This window comes from Vibrio galatheae, assembly GCF_000967545.1.
GTDB lineage: Bacteria > Pseudomonadota > Gammaproteobacteria > Enterobacterales > Vibrionaceae > Vibrio > Vibrio galatheae.
On sequence record NZ_JXXV01000033.1, the window covers coordinates 40540 to 58994 of the forward strand.

Sequence of the window (18455 nt, forward strand, 5' to 3'; positions counted from 1 at the left end):
CGATATAAACGGTACAGATAATTCAGCCTGCCTTAGCATAGTTGATATCAATAAAACAACTGATGAATGCAGTACGCTAATCCTACTCAGGCGTCAGCAGCGCGTTTAAAAATATAGAATCTTTCTGTTCATAACCTACTCAAATGGCTAACTCGCTAAAAAATAAGCAATTGGCTTTGCATTTGCACCATTACTGGATATACTCACAGTTAACTGTATAAAAAGACAGGTGACTTATGAAGCCGTTAACGCCCCGCCAACAACAAGTTTTTGATCTGATCAAAAGCAAAATTGATGATACTGGTATGCCACCGACACGTGCAGAAATCGCGCGCGAGCTTGGCTTCCGTTCAGCAAATGCTGCTGAAGAACACCTTAAAGCGCTTGCACGTAAGCAAGCGATTGAAATTATTCCCGGAGCCTCACGTGGTATCCGTATTCTGCTTGAAGACGCGGCAAACGATGACCAAGGCCTGCCTTTGATTGGTCAGGTCGCTGCGGGTGAACCAATTCTGGCTCAAGAGCATGTTGAGACGCACTACCAAGTCGATCCAAGCATGTTCAAACCTCAAGCTGACTTTCTATTGCGCGTCAATGGCGAAAGTATGAAAGACATCGGCATTATGGATGGTGATCTGCTCGCGGTACATAAAACCCAAGATGTGCGCGATGGCCAAGTTGTGGTTGCCCGGGTTGACGATGATGTCACGGTAAAGCGTCTCGAACGCAAAGGCTCGACAGTACTACTGCATGCAGAGAACGAAGAGTTTGCGCCAATTAAAGTCGATCTAGCCAGTCAACACTTGACGATTGAAGGTCTTGCTGTCGGTATTATCCGCAACACAGATTGGATGTAGTCGGGTATTTTGAGATTTATTCTCATTTGTTGATTTTGTAATTGATATTCATTATCATCTGGTTTCTGGCTACGGAAGGAAGATGATAATGGCCGTCGAACACTCATCAGCTCAACATCGATACCAAATCCCCGCTAATTTATTGCAACCTTTATGGCTCCGTAGTCGAGAAAGCTTGGTTGATAATGGCTTAGTCTACGACCCGATTGCAGCGCGTGCCTGTCAGCGCTGTCAATTGGCGCCAGAGTGTCTCACTGGGGATATTGATCAAAAACAACTGCTTCATGCCACTCTCACGCAACTCTGTGATCAACAAGTCTGTGCTTTTATTCAACGTAATCCTGATGGTTGGATTGTCAACGTTGGGGCAGGACTAGATACACGTTTCTATCGCGTTGATAATGGTCGTTGTAATTGGCTAGAGCTGGACGTTACTGAAAACCTGTTATGGCGCCAAAAACTGTTCCACAACAGCGAACGTTATCATCATGTTTGCGGCAGTGTGGATGATCTGAGCTGGTTAGAGCAACTGCCTATTCCAGAACAAGCGCCGGTTATGATTGTATGTGAACACGCCTTACTTGACTGTAACAAGCAACAAGTCGCGAAGTTTGTTCAAGCGCTCGGTTGTCATTTTGATTGCGCTCGCGCTTGTTTGGTATTGGCTGGCGATTTAAGTCATTCTAAACTTGGACAAAAAATGGGCGCAGGTCAATACTGCCATGGTTACCACAACCTGGGAGAGAGTATGTTGGGGTACTTACCTTGGGCGCGTAGAGCAAGTATCCATTCGCCACTCGATCAGGATTGCCGCCGTTGGAAATTGTGGCAGCGCTGGCTAACCAAAATCAGCTTCCTAAAGCAAAGATTAACGCCAGTATTAGTTCAGCTTCACTGGTAATCTAGTTACACTTGTCACTCAATGATAGCCAGAGTGACCACGTGCAAATTCTTCAGACTCTCACCAATCGTGCACTACATAAGCAAGTACTTCTACTTGCGATACCTATGGTGCTTTCCAATATTACCGTTCCGCTGCTTGGTCTTGTCGATGCAGCAGTGATCGGACACCTTGAACATGCTTGGTATTTGGGTGGTGTAGCACTCGGCAGCACGATGATCAGTGTAACCTTCTGGCTGTTGGGCTTCTTACGTATGTCGACCACTGGACTGGCCGCTCAGTCTTACGGGGCAGAAAGTAAACATCAGCTCGGTTTAGTATTTTCTCAAGGCATGACAATGGCACTTGGCTTTGCTGCGGTGTTTCTTGCTTTTCATCAAGTGATTGCTGAGTGGGTGTTTAGTTTTAGTGATGCCAGTGATCAGGTTAAGCATTACGGCGCTGAATATTTTGCTATTCGCGCTTGGAGTGCGCCAGCAGCGTTAGGGAATTTTGTCTTACTCGGATGGTTGCTGGGTACTCAAAATGCCAAAGCGCCGATGTGGATGGTGATCATTGTCAATGTGACAAACATCGTACTGGATGTGCTGTTCGTGATCGGATTTGGTTGGAAGGTTGAGGGGGCCGCCCTTGCTTCAGTGATTGCCGATTACACTGGGATGGCATTTGGTCTTTTTTGCGTATGGCGTCTATGGCAAAGAGAAGCGCTTCCAGCATTAATCAACTTAATTAAAGATACCGCGAATGGATTAAGTCGCTTCGTTAAACTGAATCGCGATATCTTCTTACGCTCACTTTGTTTGCAGGCGACATTCACCTTTATGACTTTTCAAGGTGCCAGTTTTGGTGACGAAATTGTGGCCGCCAATGCGGTGTTGATGAGTTTCTTAATGATGATTTCCTATGGTATGGATGGCTTTGCTTATGCGATGGAGGCTTTGGTTGGTAAAGCGATTGGCGCTAAAGATCGAGAGCAACTCAACCAATCGCTGCTAGGATGCTTTTTTTGGAGTTTGGTGATCTGCGTTTTGTTGACATTAGTCTTTGCTACTCAGGGATCAAGCCTGATCGCTTTGATCACCGATATCGAAGAGGTACACGCTTTAGCCCTAGACTACCTACCGTGGTTGGTTGCTATGCCGCTGGTGGCGATGTGGTGCTTCTTGCTTGATGGCATTTTTGTCGGGGCAACGAAAGGGAGAGAGATGCGTAACAGTATGTTTGTTTCGACCTGTCTCTTTTTTGCGATGTTTTATCTCTCTTCTGGGCTGGGTAACCACGCCTTGTGGCTTGCGATGGTGAGTTTCATGGCGATGCGTGGCGTTACTTTAGCGCTGATTCTGACTTTGCAGTGGCGAAGCAACACCTTTCTTGCTTAAGCGTACATTGACAACCGGGCCTATGTGTCCGGTTTTTTGTATCTTCTTTCCATTATTACAAATAAGTAAAAATGATTTTCTAAATCGTGGGATTATCAAACAGCACATAGCGACTAAAATATTCAGCAATAAAACGACACAGCGCAGTGAGACAACCTCGACTACGCTTATCACTTCAACCCTACACTGAGAATTAAGGAAGCCGCTCATGACTCTTGAACTCAAACCCGGTCAAACTCATATCAAATCAAAGGCGATGGTTGCTTGGGCTGCTGGCGAGCCATTAAAAATGGAACAAGTTGATGTACAACTGCCAAAGGCGGGCGAAGTGCTGGTACGTATTGTTGCCACGGGCGTTTGTCATACCGATGCATTTACGTTATCTGGTGATGATCCTGAAGGTATTTTTCCATCAATTCTCGGCCACGAAGGTGGCGGTATTGTTGAAATGGTTGGCGAGGGCGTGACTAGCGTTGAAGTGGGGGATCATGTCATTCCTCTTTATACCGCTGAGTGTGGCGAGTGTAAGTTCTGTAAGTCCGGTAAAACGAATCTTTGTCAGGCGGTACGTGAAACTCAAGGTAAGGGCTTAATGCCAGATGGTACCAGTCGCTTTTCCATTAACGGTGAAACTATTTTTCACTACATGGGTTGTTCGACGTTCTCTGAGTACACAGTACTGCCTGAAATCTCGCTCGCTAAAGTCAACAAAGACGCGCCACTTGAAGAGGTGTGCTTGTTAGGTTGTGGTGTCACGACCGGTATGGGTGCAGTACTTAATACAGCCAAAGTTGAGCAGGGCGATACGGTAGCGATTTTTGGTCTCGGGGGTATTGGCCTGTCAGCGGTGATTGGAGCACGTATGGCTGGCGCAAGTCGCATCATTGGTATCGATATCAACGAAAGCAAATTTGATTTGGCCAAGCAATTGGGCGCAACAGACGTCATTAACCCGCAACATTTTGATAAGCCTATCCAAGAGGTAATTATAGAAATGACCGATGGCGGTGTGGATTATTCGTTTGAATGTATTGGTAACGTCAACGTGATGCGTCAAGCCCTTGAATGCTGTCATAAAGGATGGGGTGAATCTGTCATTATTGGTGTTGCTGGCGCAGGCCAAGAGATCTCAACGCGCCCATTCCAGCTTGTCACGGGTCGAGTCTGGCGAGGCACAGCATTTGGCGGTGTGAAAGGTCGCTCCGAATTGCCAGAGATCGTAAACCGTTATATGGCAGGAGAGTTTGGTCTGCAAGAGTTCATTACCCACACTATGGGTCTGCAAGATGCAAACCAAGCCTTTGATTTAATGCACAAAGGTGAGTCGATCCGTACAGTTTTGCATATGGACAAGTAATTACACTCATTCAAACAGAGCCATGCTCCATAACAGCAGCATGGCTTTCACAATTAATCTGAGGTTGTTATGACCATAAATAACGTAAGCCAAGCTAAGGTGTGTGGTGGTTGGCACAAGCAGTACACCCATGAATCAGCAACGCTTAACTGTACGATGCGCTTTGCGATCTTCTTACCACCCAGTGCGGTGAAATCGAATCCAGTTCCTGTGTTGTATTGGTTATCTGGTTTAACTTGCAGTGATGAAAACTTTATGCAGAAGGCGGGGGCGTTTCGTCGAGCAGCGGAGCTTGGCATTGCGATAGTCGCGCCGGATACCAGCCCACGTGGTGAAGAGGTAGCCGATGATGAAAACTACGATCTCGGACAGGGTGCAGGCTTTTACCTTAATGCGACCCAAGAGCCTTGGTCTCGCCACTATCACATGTATGACTATGTGACTAAAGAGCTCCCTGAGATCATCGAAGCGAACTTTCCGGTATCGCAGGTTAAATCTATTGCTGGCCACAGTATGGGCGGTCATGGTGCATTGACCATTGGCTTGAAAAACTCACAGCAATACCGTTCCACCTCCGCTTTTAGCCCTATCTGTAATCCAATGCAGTGTCCTTGGGGGCAAAAGGCATTCAACGCTTATCTAGGTAATGAATTTGAAGCATGGAGAGAGTACGACGCGAGCGAGTTACTCAAGCAAGCTCCATCAGAGTTACCTATTCTGGTTGATCAAGGTGATGCGGATGGCTTTCTTGCTGAGCAGCTTAAACCCGAGGCATTGGTCGCGGCAGCGCAACTGCATCAATCTAAGGTTGAAGTAAGAATGCAGCCAGGTTATGACCACAGTTACTTTTTCATTGCGAGTTTTATTGATCAGCACCTTGATTTCCACGCTCGGTATCTGAATCAATAACTAGCTCCACAAATCAAAAAGCCGCGGCTATCATAGCTGCGGCTTTATCTATGGTGTGACGCCTAATTAAAACAGTCGGTTAAGGCCATTTAGCGCGGCGACGCGGTACGCTTCGGCCATCGTAGGATAGTTGAACGTGGTGTTAACGAAGTACTCAATCGTATTCGCTGAACCTTTTTGCTCCATGATGGCTTGGCCGATATGGATGATCTCTGCTGCGCGCTCACCAAAGCAGTGAATGCCTAAAATTTCTTTGGTTTCACGATGGAAAAGAATCTTCAAGCTACCAATATCTTTCCCTGCAATCTGCGCGCGCGCCAAGTGTTTGAAAGAGGAACGCCCAACTTCATACGGAACTTTGGCTGCGGTCAACTCTTGTTCTGTTTTGCCGACTGAACTGATTTCTGGAATGGTGTAAATGCCGGTTGGGATATCTTCAATCAGGTGACCATCAGCTTGGCCTTTGGTGATCGCCTGAGCAACAAAGCGCCCTTGGTCATACGCCGCACTGGCTAAACTCGGATAGCCAATCACATCGCCCACGGCATAAACGTGGTCAATTTCGGTTTGATAGTTGCTGTCTACTTTGAGTTGCCCGCGCGAATCCGCTTCTAGCCCCACAGCAGATAGGTTGAGCTTATCTGTATTACCAGTACGCCCGTTCGCATACAGTAGGCAGTCAGCACGCATTTTCTTGCCGGATTCGAGGTGGATAATCACCCCATCTTCGGTTCCTTCAATCTTCTCAAACGTTTCATCATTACGTATCACCACACCACTGTTCCAGAAATGGTAAGACAAGGCATCAGAAACTTCGTTATCAAGGAAAGAGAGCAGTCGATCACGCGTATTAATCAGATCCGTCTTAACCCCTAAACCGCGGAAAATTGAGGCGTATTCACAACCAATCACCCCTGCGCCGTAGATAATGATATGGCGAGGGTCGTGCTTGAGACTCAAAATGGAATCACTGTCGTAGATACGTTCGTGGTTGAAGTCGACATTGTGTGGTCGATATGGACGAGAGCCTGTCGCAATCACAAATCGGTCAGCGCTATAGGTCTCTTCTGTGCCGTCACTTTGCATTACTGCGATAGTGTTTTTATCAATAAAGCGCGCGGTACCGAAAATCAATGAACACTGATTGCGATCGTAAAACCCCTGACGAAGTCGAGTTTGTTTATCAATCACTGTCTTAGCGTGGCCAAGAATGTTAGAAAACGTTGAGTGCAGGCTGGTATTGTTGTGGCAAAACAGCGGGTTGTTATTGAATTCTATAATACGGCTAACGGCATGGCGCAAAGCCTTAGAAGGGATGGTGCCCCAGTGGGTACATCCACCACCGACACTACTTTCTTTTTCGACAATGGCTACGTTTAAGCCCGCTTTGGTTAATCCCATCGCTGCCCCTTCACCGCCTGGGCCACTACCTATCACGATGACATCAAAGTGGTTGCTTGCCGCCATAGATTCTTCCTTGTTATAAAGTCTTAACATTGCTGTAGCGGGATTTTAACTGATTCTGCCAGTGCGTACACCTAAAGCATACTAGAGAGTCGGCGAGATCACGCTCAATCAAGCAAATCAATTAAAGGGTATGTCGTATGTCTCTTATTGAATGGCAAAAGATTGAATTATCAAACCAACACGGTTTAATTGCCACTCGGCCACCAAAGCGAACGATTGTGGGTTATTTCCTTGCGCCAATCGTTGTATATTAATGGCTATCGAAGTACCAAAAATAGAATAATAACTATGAAATCCATGGGAATCCGTGCGCAGCAGAAAGAAAAAACGCGTCGCTCTTTGATTGATGCCGCATTCAGCCAGCTTAGCGCCGATAGAAGCTTTTCTAACTTGAGCTTGCGTGAAGTTGCACGGGAGGCGGGAATTGCTCCAACCTCATTCTATCGTCACTTTAAAGATATGGATGAACTTGGCCTAACCATGGTGGATGAGGGTGGCCTACTGCTACGCCAGCTAATGCGTCAAGCTCGGCAAAGGATTGTCAAAGAGGGCAGTGTGATCCGCACTTCGATCGAAACCTTTATGGAATTTATCGAGAGTAGCCCCAACGTTTTCCGACTATTATTACGTGAACGTTCGGGAACTTCGTTTGAGTTTCGTACTGCTGTAGCGCGTGAGATGCAGCATTTTGTGGCCGAGATGACAGAGTATCTGATCGGCACAGGTATGGGGCGAGATGAAGCCTTTACTCAAGCTGAGGCTTCAGTCACTTTAGTTTTTAGCTCGGGTGCAGAAGCTTTAGATTTGGATAGACGTGAACGCGACGAACTGGCGGAGCGTCTAATTATGCAATTGCGAATGATAGCCAAAGGGGCTTTCTGGTATCGCAAAGAACGTGAACGTAACCGATTAAAAGGTGGGATAGATTAATGTCGAATGAAACAAACCAAGTTAATCGTGGCTCTGAGAGGAAAACGCTAGTACTGGCTCTGATAGCGGGTATGTGTGGTGATGCAATGTTGTCATGGCTGACCATGAGTGATGTGCCTTTCTCAATTTTTCCATTGATTGCATTGGTGCTTTCTGTGCAAGCACTTTACCGTGAATACCTAGCTAACCCAGTGTCGGAGGATATTCCGCTCGTCGGTCTAGCGTGTTTCTTCGTTGGTGCATTTGGCCACTCTGCATTTGTCAAAGCACAATACCCAGACTCGGGGTCTAACATGCTAGCCATTTTTATCACCCTTGGCTTGTTAGTGTGGGTGGCGAAAAAGTTGGGCTTTCTCAATTCAGTTACTAAAGCTGAATCGTAAATTGCTGTGCCACTGAGACAAAAAAACGAGCTTACGAGCTCGTTTTTTTATGTCTGAAGTGAGAGAAATTAAGCATTACGCTCTAGCAGTACACCCGCTTCTAAATGGTGGGTGTAAGGGCTTTCTTGTCAATAAGGGAATTAGGTTAGGGTTTTTATTACCATGACACAGTATTTGCCATCAATGTAGTTGATATGGCGAAGCGTGCCTCGCTTAGATGCAATGAACTGGTTGATGACGTAAAGCGATTTCGTTTCATAAAAGTCGCATTCAATATCGAGTAATTCAAGTTGCGTGTGTTTGTGGATGTCTGAGTGTAAGGAATCATCTATCCTGTCAGAAATTGCGACGTAACAAGGTTCATCTACTGAGTCTAAGTAATGCTTTAGACCATCCAAACTCATTGTAGCGGAGACGTCGACAATTCGAGCTAATGCACCACTTTGCTCTTGATTTAATAGCAGCCAACTTGAGCCTTCTCCAATCTGCACCTCATCGCTTAAACCTAGGTAATTAAGAGGAGACGTCATGTCGTCTGGGCATTCATCGATTCCACCAAGCAAGATTTGCTTGTCTCGTTCAAGATTCAATTTCGCTTGTGCAAGGCGTAATGCATTTTCAACTACAAAGCCGTGATGAGATAAATTTAAGTTCTCGCTATCTAATCCAAGGTATTTGCTAAGGTAGAAACCAGCGGTGTTACTTAAAGAGTTAATAAAATCAACTGGCTTTGGTGGCGTCTTATCTATATATCGCTGTTCACACGAACGATTAAAAACCGCTAGGTCGCCCTGACCAGAGACGAGGTAAAGCGCGGTGTGACTCGCTAGGTCTGTAATGTCTGAAACGCCTAGAATTCCAAGTTGGATAAAACGGTCTGTGCGTCGAATATAGTTGGGGGCGACTTTCTTACACACTTGTTTAATATCAACAACCGAGTTTCGGTGAGTGTAGTAAGAAGATATTTGATGGATATACATCACGCCCCTCTCTTTTCAATGACCAAGGCGTTGTTGTTACCACCAAAGCCAAAACAGTTGATTAAAAATACACCTTGGTCACAGGGTATTGATTGCTTTGTTGGAGACAAGTTCATTTCAGGATCAATGCTGGAGAAGTTTGGCGTTTGGGGAATAAAGCCTTCGTTGATAGCATTCATCATCAGAACTAGCTCACTTGTTCCACAGCTACCCAGCGTATGTCCGATGTATGGCTTTAGGGAAAAAAATGGCGGGGGAGTATCAAAAATAGATTTCATTCCATTTATTTCTGCTAAGTCACTTAGGTGACTTGCTGTGCCGTGAGCTTTAATAGCAGAGATATCCTGAGCGCAGACCTGAGCATTTTCAAGGGCTTTACCTATGACTTTAGCGATACCTGAGCCGTCAGGGTTTACACCCGTGACACTGTGTGTTTCACAACGGCTGTCTCCCCCAAGTAAATGCCAAGGGGAATCTTTGATATCTCGGCGACTCATTAACACGACACTGAGCGCCTCCCCTAATAGCAACCCATCTCGGGAAGCATCAAAAGGATTACAGCTTTCGGTTGCGAGAAGCTGCATAGAGACAAAACCCTCAACAGAGTGTTCAGCAAAGGTTTCAACACCTACGACAAGCGCATAATCAAGCACATGGCTTTTAAGCATAGCCGCGGCGTCTAAAATCGCATTTGAACTGGATGTGCAGGCGGTATTATAGGTAAGGCTCACATCACTTAATCCAAAGTGCTGGCATAGCCGTTCTGCATATCGGCCGTTGCCTACCCTTTGTTTTTCGATTGTGAGTGTTTGTTGCTGCTTGATACTTTCGCCAAGCGGAATCGAAAGGGAAAGATCATTGGACGCACATCCTACAAATACGCCACATCGTGCACGCTCCTCGGGAGAGATATCCTGCTGCTCAAATATGGATTCGATTAATTGTTTTAAGTAGGGAACTGGGTCAAACAGGGCTTCGAAACTGCCTTTGTTCCTTATCGCATAGTAAGGGATGGTTCTTTGTTGTTCGAAATACGGTATCGTCCTGTTTTGAGTGACAAACGTGCCTTTTTGCAATGATTCTAGCTGATGTTGCTTATCGCCAAGTGCACTGAGAACTTCTCCGGCTAATAAAGTGATCATATCGTTATTCTGGTTGAAGGTGATCGGCGAGGTTGTTTATTGTGGTTACGATGCGGCGGAACTCTTTTGGATCCACCAAGCGTAAGTTGAAGTGACGTTGAAGAAGCATCGAAATCTGCAAACCATCCACTGAGTCAAATTCGAGTTCACTCTCTGGCGAAAACAGCATTACATCGTCAGATAGCTCTGAAGCACTAATTTCATCGCGATCGCACTCTTCAAGAATCATTGTTTTTAGTTTTAGTTTAAATTCATTGTCTAAAGAGCCTTTCATGCTTCTTTCCTTTTCTTTAATGTAAATACAGCTGCTGATAAACAAAGGGTTACAACGCCAAATAGAGTTAAGGCTCCGGCCTCGGGTAGGATGTCGCGTACTTCGCCACCACGTAAGAAAATATCTAAGTAGCCTTCAAGCCCCCATGACATTGGCGAGATATTGCTTAGAGTTTGCATCGATTCAGGCATCACCATTTTTGGCACCATTACGCCACCGATAGCGCCCAGAAGAATATTAATAATCCCTCCAATGGTGGTTGCCTGCTCAACACTGTCGACACAAGTTGCGATGAGGATAGACAGGCCGATCGCCGAGATACTTAAAGCTAACGAAACCAGTATTAACCCAAGCAAAGAGCCTGAAATTGCCAATGGCGCTGCGCCAAAATAAGGCACTATGTACATCCCAACACCAATCATCAGCCAAACTTGGATTTGGTTAATCAACATATAGGGAATGATCTTCCCCGCAAACAAGTTGAGGATACTGACATTCATTGTCAAAAGGCGCGTTAGTGTGTTTTGCTTTTTCTCATTAATGAAGATTGTCGACATGGGAATAATGACAAAAAACAAGCCAAACACTATCCAAGAAGGCACGCTTTGTTGAGTTGAGGTAGGTTTCTCATTGTCTGCGAACTTAGCGTAACTGACTTCAATCAGGTCATCATCGAAAGACGTAAGCTTGTCTTGCTCTGTTGAACCAAATCGTGCGTGATTTGCTGCGCTGAGAGAGATTAATTGCTCCCTCATTCTGATCATAGACAGCTGATTTTTGAATAGGCTCAACAGCGATGGTGAGGTATCTGCCGCCACCGTCAAGTTGATTTGGGCGAGGTCACTTTCATATCCGCTGGGAATATCTAGGATGAACTGTACCCCTTCCTCTTCTGGAGACTGGTAGGTGTCTTGGTCATATTCGCGCTGTGTAAAAGTGGGGCTTTCAGCAAGTTGACTTAACAATGTTTGGCTGGCAGTTGTCTGGTCTCTGTCAATCGCGATATAGCTGATTAAAGATTTGTCTTCATTCATGACATCTTTTAAAGCGATAGACATGATCAAGATGAATACCGAAGGCATAATAAACAGCGCGGCTAAAGCGTGCTTATCTCGGCCAATCAATAAGAATTCTTTAGTAAGCATCGCCTTAAACATCACGACGCTCCTTTGAAGTAAGCTGGATAAACATCGACTCTAAAGTGGTGGTTCCGTAGCGGACATTTCTAACCTTGAGTTTATTTTGCGCCAACTTGTTGAGAACATCTCCGATGATCAAAGCATCGGTAGTATCAATCAGCAGAGTTTGGTTGTTAATGACTCGCACGGTATCGGGAAATGCCGACAGCTCGTTGATTGAATGGGTTTGAGGGTATAGCTCAACGATCACTTGTTGTGACTCATGATTATTCACCATTTCGTCGATGGTTCCTTGCTTGAGGATTTGCCCTTCATTAATGATCGCAATCTCATCGCAGATTTTCTCTATTTCAGGCATGTAATGAGACGTATAGACAATGGTTTTATTGTCGTTGGCATAGTCTTTAATACTGTCAAGAATGTCGTTGCGTGACTCGGGATCAATACCGACGGTGGGCTCATCAAAAAACAGAACGTCAGGATTGTTGAGGAGGCCAATCGCGATATTTAATCTGCGTTTTTGTCCTCCGGACAACGTGGATGCTTTTCGTCCTAACATCGTAGTTAACCGATTAGTTTCAACGGCATATGAAAAGTTCTCATCAAAAGCTTGTGCCTTAATACCTTGGACACCAGCAAAAAACTTCAAATTCTCTTTCACGGTAAGGTGATCGTAAAAAGCAAGGCTTTGTGGTATCAACGAACAACGTTGGCGAATCGCATTGAGGTTCTGTGATAAAGGTTGACCGAAGAAACGGATGTTGCCTTGGTCGTAATTTAATAAGCCATTCAATATCGACATTAACGTGGTTTTACCCGCGCCATTTGGACCGAGTAAACCAAAGATAGAGTTAGATGGTATCGTCAGAGACAAGTTATCTAACGCTTTGACTTCGTTGTAAGACTTTGACAGTGCCTCTATTTGGATCATCAAAAGGCTCTCAGCAGTGATTGATATAGATGTTTTTCTTGGTCAGCAATCGACTCTAGTTTTGCCGCTATTGCAGAGAAATCTATCGCCTGCTTGTTCCTCGGTCGGATCGCTTTGGCAATCAACAGCGCAAACTCTCGCCATTCATCACCAATTTGAGTCATTTCGGTGGAAGCCTGCGCTAAGCGTGGATTGTTAATCAAAGCGGCGGATTCTTGTAGAAATGACGCGTAAATATATCGAAATCCAGCGCCGCCTGTACCAATCTCTTCTTGCATGCGAATGATATGGCCTAAAAACAGCTTGGCATAATGGGTGTCTTTGCTTTCTAACCTGCGGATATGTTTGGCTAGAAAATGCATCCCTTTTAGTCCCGCAATTGGAACTGGGGTCTTTAACATAGATTTCGCTGTTTTCTTGATACTCTTCTCGATCACGTTAGCGTAATCAATCGATGTAGGTACGTGGGTCGGATAATACAGCGCCCCTTTCGGCGCCATGACACCTTTAACAAAACGAGCTTTTTGCAAGGCACTTTCATCTGATGAAACGAGATGTTCGAAAACCGGATCACTGATGGTGTAAGTCGTGTCTTCTTTACCCACGACGACGAGATTATGCGCATTAAAGTGAAAACGCATTTCCTCTGGAAAGTAAGGGAGCCAAAAGACCGAGGTTTGTGCCCCAACGATTTTACCTTGTGCTAAGAGAGAATCGAGTCGCTGAGTGCCTTTTTCAGGTGTAGAAAATGTTTCAACTTTCATTTTCACCCCCAAGGCTTTCTGCACACCTTTAATGATAGATTTAGGCATCGAACGGTAGGCGATTAATGGCATACCGCTAAGCTTAACAAAAGGCAGATAGGCGAAGGTAAGAGCGCTCGAAAGGCCAAACACCATAGGTTCCGATAACGGCAGGCCTTGGTGGGTCAAGATTGAAGACATCACGCCACTTTCACAGTGGGCGTGGTGTTGGTGAGAAAAACCGTTATTGGTCATGATTGTTTTCTTCTAAGTTGAGCTCGGGTAGGGTAGAAAGCTGTTCAATGCTGATTCCTAGAGCTTCACTGTATTTGTGGAGCTTGTTTGCAGAAAGCTTGGCAAACACCTTAGGGATCATATGACGCTTCACCCGCCACTGAAACCAACCGACCGATTGAGCCAGTACCATGAGATCCATTCGTTGTGCGAACATATGGTAGTAGAGTGGAGACTTCTGCCCCTTCTTTACTAATTCATATGCGGCATGAGCTTGACGTTCAAATTCGTTCAGCGCCTGTTTCGTCACCAGTTCTTCGGCTTCCCAGCCAGATGAGGTGACAACGGAATACTCGCCAGTTTCGTTCGTTGCATACATTGCCTTAACGTTGTTGGCATAGGTAGAGGATTGATCTTGAGGGACCTTTTTCGCTTCCATTACACCACCTTGAGCTGCATAAATGCGGTAGAGAATCGTCCGCTTTCAGGAACATAACACAGCAGGGTATCACCCACTTTCAATCTCCCAGAATGGAATAGCTCTTCCAAAATGATATAGATGGAGGCAGACCCGGTGTTTCCTTTCGAAGACAAATTGGTAAACCAGCGCTCTTGAGGAATGTCGCACTCCGCTTCCAACATACCTTGGTATAAACGGTCACGGAAATATCCAGAAGAGTAGTGAGGGAGGAAATAAGTGACGTTATTCGGGTTCACTTTGCCGTGATGGACGAGCTCTTTCAGCGGTCGTGTTACGGTATATTCTACAATGTTATCGTTGAGCTGCTTTACGTCTTGTTTGACAGAAAAAATCGATTGTTCTAGCCAAACCTGAGTAGAATGTTCTCGCCAGCCTTTTAAGCTGCCATCTGCCAGTTTTTCCGCACCTGCATACATGCAGGCATCGAGATCATTGGCATAAGACTTTTGCTCAATCCATTCGATCTCAAGCGAAATCCCCGTTTCATTTTTTTCAGAGCTGAGCAGCGCAGCGCCCGCACCATCACTTAGCATCCAGCGTAAAAAATCTTTTTCGAACGCGATTTCTGGCTGTCGCTCAAGCTCTTCAAGCTTACTTGATACCTCAGCTTCGAATTGGCTTGCGCGCATCATGGCGGAAGCATTCTCTGAACCAGTCACTACGGCATTATTACTTTGCCCACTTAATACCGACATATAGCCGTATTTTAGGGACATGGTTCCTGCTAAACAGATACCCGCAGTGGCGATGACCTCACAACTCGGGATGGCTAACTCTCCATGCACCATTAGCGCGTGGTTTGGTAATAGTTGATCTGCGATGGTAGTGCCACAGGCCAGTAGCTCTATTTGGTTGATATCAAAAGCTTCCGAATTGAGTTTTCGAATGGCTTCTGCGGTTAGCTGTGCGTTGGTATGGGTTGTGTCCCCTGTCTCAGGATCAATAGCGTAGTAGCGCTGCTTTATTTGATTTGAGCGCAATATAATATTTTTTGCTCTTGAAGGACGATCGCCAACTTGCCCTAAAACACTTTCTATTTGCTTGTTATCTACCGCTTCATTAGGCAAAAAAGCTTGGACATCATTTATGTATACTCTTTTGTTCATATTATCGTCCGGACGGTTTTTCATAGTATTCGGTGCTTTTCTCAATTGATTTTTTCATCAAGGGAGAGATAAGTTTTTTAGCCAGTAAATTAATAGGGACCAGAGTGAAAATCATGGTAATGAGAAAAATAACGTAGATGGTAATTACTACCTTGCGAGAAAAAGCGCCTGGTTTACCTGATCGCTGGATTAACTTGCCCCAAATCATAAACGAGCGAGTCGCTATTTTCTCGGAGCCGACTAATTTGCCGTTGACCTTGACGGCATTCAAGTTCGTGAGCAGAGGTTTTCTTTCTTTTTCTAAGTTTTGAGATAACCCCCATGCGAGACGCTCTCCGAATCGAGCGCTTTCCGCTATATCCTTTTCGGAAACTCCCGCTGCTGGGAATATCCCGAACGAATCTTTCTTGCCAGTTAACATCCAGCGAGGTGTGGTGACAAATGAATAAATCGTGCCACTCTGATCGGTTAAAACAGCATTGTCAATTAAGTGTCCACCACAATCGTCAATTAGAGACTTCATTTTCTCTTGAGCCATTACCCACATATCGCGGCAAGCAATGAGAGTGACTACGGGTTTATCTCGTAATAACTGCTTAGCTTGATCAGTTTTTAAAAAACCAGTGATTGGAATAGAAGGCGCTAAAAACCAAACCGTGTAGCCAATAATAATAAGGTCATAGTCTTCAGCGAGATGTGGTGCCGGTTTTAAATCACAGCCATTCATATAGATTGCTTCAGGGAAAGCATCAAAAAATGAATAAAATGTCCAAGGGTATGGATACGGTGTGACTGGCTCTAAAATGTGATGATCAACTTGTATATCATCACTTTGACTAAGCGGTTCCGTCGCTGATTTAACAAACTGGGAAAGTTGTCCACTTTGAGAGTAAGAAATGACTAGAACTTTTTTCATATGAAGACTTAGATTGGTTATTGGCTAGCAGTTGAATTTAAAGGCATAACTATACCGAGGATATAAAGCGCAAGATTATCATCAATCCTATAGAATGTGTGAAGATATAAACGTAAATACATTTCTTATAGACACTGATCACAGTGGGAATGAAGTGGGGCTCATTGAGTTTGTTAATAGTCTGGCTATATCTTAATAAAGCGTCTCTATGCCGACTAATATAGTCAATCTCGTTTTAGAATATTTCTTATCGACTAATTTATTAAAATGCACTTATGGGGGAGAAATAATAAACAATGCCCCCTCACATAATGACAGGTAGTAGTAACCAAGCCATTTATCTTCCATTTCCCACGGAACGCGTGTTCAAAGGTGACGCCGCTAAGGTATTTAGCACCGCAGGTATTAGTGGAGTTTGTTATTAGGTGAAAGATGAACGCTTGGTCGAGTATAAACAAGCCTGCTAGTTCGAGTTGCAATCTGATTTTTTGGTCGAAAATGAAGGGTGTGTAAGGAGCATTTTGGGTGCCGCAGTCTGTTATGACCATTCCAGCGGCGAAAACGTTAATATAGAAGATCAGTTACGCACTTGTCTCTAACATCTCGTCTAAGGTTTTTCTTATTCCTTAAGCTAACCCAAAAGCTGATCTTTGTTGTTTGATATTCATAAATCTAACTAACAGTGGATGGCAACGAGCTTTCCATAGTGGCGTGAAGCAGGTTTTAATGTTCCTTACCCCACGCCGCACAGTGGTATCTCGTAGAATTTTAACCTATCCAATCAATTACTTTATGCGCTCTAGCAGTACGCCCGCTTCCATATGGTGGGTAAATCGAACCTTTAATCCGCCAAAGTCTATAGAGTTATATTTTATAAAATTAAATACATGATTTTTATTGACTTTTGTAATCATGTTGTCCGGTGAAGTCCAAAGCCGTACAATAGAAACTCGACGTTTGCCGTACCCCACGCCGTACCCAGAGCCGTACCCAAAATTGCAGAGGTTTTCCAACGATGACGAAACGAATCAGTACTAATGCAACGTTGCAAGCATTGAAGCCACAGGATAAGGAATACTCGATCCCCGATAAGAAGGTCGAAGGATTGAACATTCGAGTTCGTCCAACAGGCACGATGACTTGGATCTTTCGTTTTCAAGTAGGGAAGAAACACGAAAAAATCTCTATGGGCCGATACATGAAGATCAAACCAGAGCGTGGGATGACATTGGATCAGGCGCGAAAGGAAGCGGGTCGTTATCGTAGTTGGCTGGAGAATGGTAAGAACCCAAAGGTTGAGTTGGATATCGAGAAACGAGCGCAAGATGAGGCGAAGACCTTTGACGATGCGTTTATTAGCTTCGATGAAAAACGTCTTTCAAAACAGCTTCGTGGTGACCAGTCGAGGACCATTTACTATCGAGATATCAAGCCGATTCTCGGTAGCATCAAATTGGCTGATTTGAGCATATATGACCTAAACCGGGTCTTTGATGCGAAGGTCGATAAAGACGGTAAGCTTATGGCGGGGGCTATCGGGGTTTGTCATAAAATCATCAATCAAGTGATTAACCATGCCCTAGCACTAAATATGCTTGATACTCATCCTGCACCACAGCTGAAAGCAAAAGACGTTGGCGGCGGCTCAAAAGTGACAAAACGTAATTTAAGCTTTTCAGAGTTAAAGGTTCTGTTAACGAGTATGCCGTCATGGCGTACAGATCCCTCCAACATTCGTTTAATGCAGTTCTTACTTGGTTGTGGACAGCGAATTAGTGCTGTACTAGAAATGCGTTGGAGTGAGTTAGATTTTGAAGAGGGAACTTGGCTGTTGCCAGCCAGCTCAGAAGAACGACACACTAAAAGCCAAGATGCACGTAAAGTGCCTTTAAGTGGCTACCTGCTTACACTTCTAAAAGAGCAGCGTGACAGCGTGCCAAGTAAGTGGACGTTGGTGTGGCCCCAGCTCATGGTCGATAAAGTGCAAGAACCAGCGGCAGTTCGGGCATTGATCAAACGTAATCTACCTATCGATTTTGAGCGCTTTTCACCTCACGACTTGCGCCGTACCTTTATCAGTCGTTGTAGTGAAATGGGGTTAGATATCGTAGCGATTGAAAAGACAGTCGGCCACCAGCTCCCAGGTATGCTCAGAGTCTACAACCATCATGATTATATCGATGAGCAATTGAAGGTTCTGGAAGCATGGGGTAACAAGTTGCTATCGCTAATGGAAGCGAACGTCCACCCGTTACCTTCAGCTAAGATGGCCTAGCTTTTGCCCTAAAGTAGGGTAATGCATAGAGCAAGGGAAGAGTCTGTGAGA

At 45.0% G+C, this 18455-nt stretch carries 18 protein-coding genes; 8 read left to right on the plus strand and 10 right to left on the minus strand.

Annotation, left to right across the window (positions count from 1 at the left end; genetic code table 11):
• The first annotated feature begins 236 nt into the window (after window positions 1-236).
• The 5 genes from lexA (at window position 237) to fghA (ending at window position 5403) form a co-directional block, all read left to right on the plus strand.
• On the plus strand, window positions 237-857 hold the full coding sequence (lexA, locus tag TW81_RS17260) for a transcriptional repressor LexA (protein WP_045956986.1): 621 nt from the start codon (window positions 237-239) through the stop codon (window positions 855-857).
• An 88-nt stretch (window positions 858-945) separates the two neighbouring features.
• The gene (locus TW81_RS17265) at window positions 946-1758 is read left to right on the plus strand and encodes a class I SAM-dependent methyltransferase (RefSeq protein WP_045956987.1); all 813 of its coding nucleotides are present in this window, start codon (window positions 946-948) and stop codon (window positions 1756-1758) included.
• A 41-nt stretch (window positions 1759-1799) separates the two neighbouring features.
• Window positions 1800-3137 carry an MATE family efflux transporter DinF gene (dinF, locus tag TW81_RS17270; RefSeq protein ID WP_045956988.1) on the plus strand — a complete coding sequence of 446 codons (1338 nt, stop codon included), beginning with the start codon at window positions 1800-1802 and terminating at the stop codon, window positions 3135-3137.
• A gap of 208 nt (window positions 3138-3345) precedes the next feature.
• Window positions 3346-4494 carry an S-(hydroxymethyl)glutathione dehydrogenase/class III alcohol dehydrogenase gene (locus tag TW81_RS17275; RefSeq protein WP_045956989.1) on the plus strand — a complete coding sequence of 383 codons (1149 nt, stop codon included), beginning with the start codon at window positions 3346-3348 and terminating at the stop codon, window positions 4492-4494.
• Window positions 4495-4563: 69 nt separating this feature from the next.
• Window positions 4564-5403: an S-formylglutathione hydrolase gene (gene fghA, locus TW81_RS17280; protein ID WP_045956990.1), complete on the plus strand. Its 840-nt coding sequence runs from the start codon at window positions 4564-4566 to the stop codon at window positions 5401-5403.
• Between the two features lie 66 nt (window positions 5404-5469).
• Here fghA and sthA read toward each other — a convergent pair whose 3' ends face one another.
• A complete protein-coding gene (sthA, locus tag TW81_RS17285) occupies window positions 5470-6870 on the minus strand; it encodes a Si-specific NAD(P)(+) transhydrogenase (protein WP_045956991.1) in 1401 nt (466 codons plus the stop codon).
• Between the two features lie 288 nt (window positions 6871-7158).
• Here sthA and fabR point away from each other — a divergent pair, with 288 nt between their 5' ends.
• Both fabR and TW81_RS17295 read left to right on the plus strand, forming a co-directional pair.
• Window positions 7159-7800: an HTH-type transcriptional repressor FabR gene (fabR, locus tag TW81_RS17290; RefSeq protein ID WP_045956992.1), complete on the plus strand. Its 642-nt coding sequence runs from the start codon at window positions 7159-7161 to the stop codon at window positions 7798-7800.
• The gene (locus tag TW81_RS17295; RefSeq protein ID WP_045956993.1) at window positions 7800-8183 is read left to right on the plus strand and encodes a YijD family membrane protein; all 384 of its coding nucleotides are present in this window, start codon (window positions 7800-7802) and stop codon (window positions 8181-8183) included. Before fabR ends, TW81_RS17295 begins: the two co-directional genes overlap by 1 nt.
• A 140-nt stretch (window positions 8184-8323) precedes the next feature.
• Here the strand turns inward: TW81_RS17295 and TW81_RS17300 are convergent, their stop codons facing one another.
• Genes TW81_RS17300 through TW81_RS17340 form a run of 9 tightly spaced genes read right to left on the minus strand, consistent with a single transcriptional unit; the run spans window position 8324 to window position 16129 of the window.
• The gene (locus TW81_RS17300) at window positions 8324-9163 is read right to left on the minus strand and encodes a hypothetical protein (RefSeq protein ID WP_045956994.1); all 840 of its coding nucleotides are present in this window, start codon (window positions 9161-9163) and stop codon (window positions 8324-8326) included.
• Complete coding sequence (locus TW81_RS17305) at window positions 9163-10305, minus strand: beta-ketoacyl synthase N-terminal-like domain-containing protein (RefSeq protein ID WP_052706235.1); 1143 nt, start codon at window positions 10303-10305, stop codon at window positions 9163-9165. Before TW81_RS17305 ends, TW81_RS17300 begins: the two co-directional genes overlap by 1 nt.
• 4 nt (window positions 10306-10309) lie before the next feature.
• Window positions 10310-10579 carry an acyl carrier protein gene (locus TW81_RS17310; RefSeq protein ID WP_045956995.1) on the minus strand — a complete coding sequence of 90 codons (270 nt, stop codon included), beginning with the start codon at window positions 10577-10579 and terminating at the stop codon, window positions 10310-10312.
• Window positions 10576-11736, minus strand: coding sequence for an ABC transporter permease (locus TW81_RS17315; protein WP_045956996.1), 1161 nt, complete (start codon window positions 11734-11736; stop codon window positions 10576-10578). The genes TW81_RS17310 and TW81_RS17315 overlap by 4 nt, the downstream gene beginning before the upstream one ends.
• Entirely contained in the window at window positions 11729-12649 is a 921-nt protein-coding gene (locus TW81_RS17320) for an ABC transporter ATP-binding protein (RefSeq protein WP_052706237.1), read from the minus strand. Before TW81_RS17320 ends, TW81_RS17315 begins: the two co-directional genes overlap by 8 nt.
• A complete protein-coding gene (gene darH, locus TW81_RS17325) occupies window positions 12649-13647 on the minus strand; it encodes a BtrH-related acyltransferase DarH (protein WP_045956998.1) in 999 nt (332 codons plus the stop codon). Before darH ends, TW81_RS17320 begins: the two co-directional genes overlap by 1 nt.
• Complete coding sequence (locus TW81_RS17330; protein ID WP_045956999.1) at window positions 13637-14065, minus strand: DarG family dialkylresorcinol biosynthesis protein; 429 nt, start codon at window positions 14063-14065, stop codon at window positions 13637-13639. Before TW81_RS17330 ends, darH begins: the two co-directional genes overlap by 11 nt.
• A complete protein-coding gene (locus TW81_RS17335; RefSeq protein WP_045957009.1) occupies window positions 14065-15213 on the minus strand; it encodes a beta-ketoacyl-ACP synthase III in 1149 nt (382 codons plus the stop codon). Before TW81_RS17335 ends, TW81_RS17330 begins: the two co-directional genes overlap by 1 nt.
• A 1-nt stretch (window position 15214) precedes the next feature.
• Window positions 15215-16129: a hypothetical protein gene (locus TW81_RS17340; RefSeq protein ID WP_045957000.1), complete on the minus strand. Its 915-nt coding sequence runs from the start codon at window positions 16127-16129 to the stop codon at window positions 15215-15217.
• A gap of 1015 nt (window positions 16130-17144) precedes the next feature.
• Here TW81_RS17340 and TW81_RS17345 point away from each other — a divergent pair.
• The gene (locus tag TW81_RS17345) at window positions 17145-18404 is read left to right on the plus strand and encodes a tyrosine-type recombinase/integrase (RefSeq protein WP_045957001.1); all 1260 of its coding nucleotides are present in this window, start codon (window positions 17145-17147) and stop codon (window positions 18402-18404) included.
• Window positions 18405-18455 lie beyond the last annotated feature (51 nt).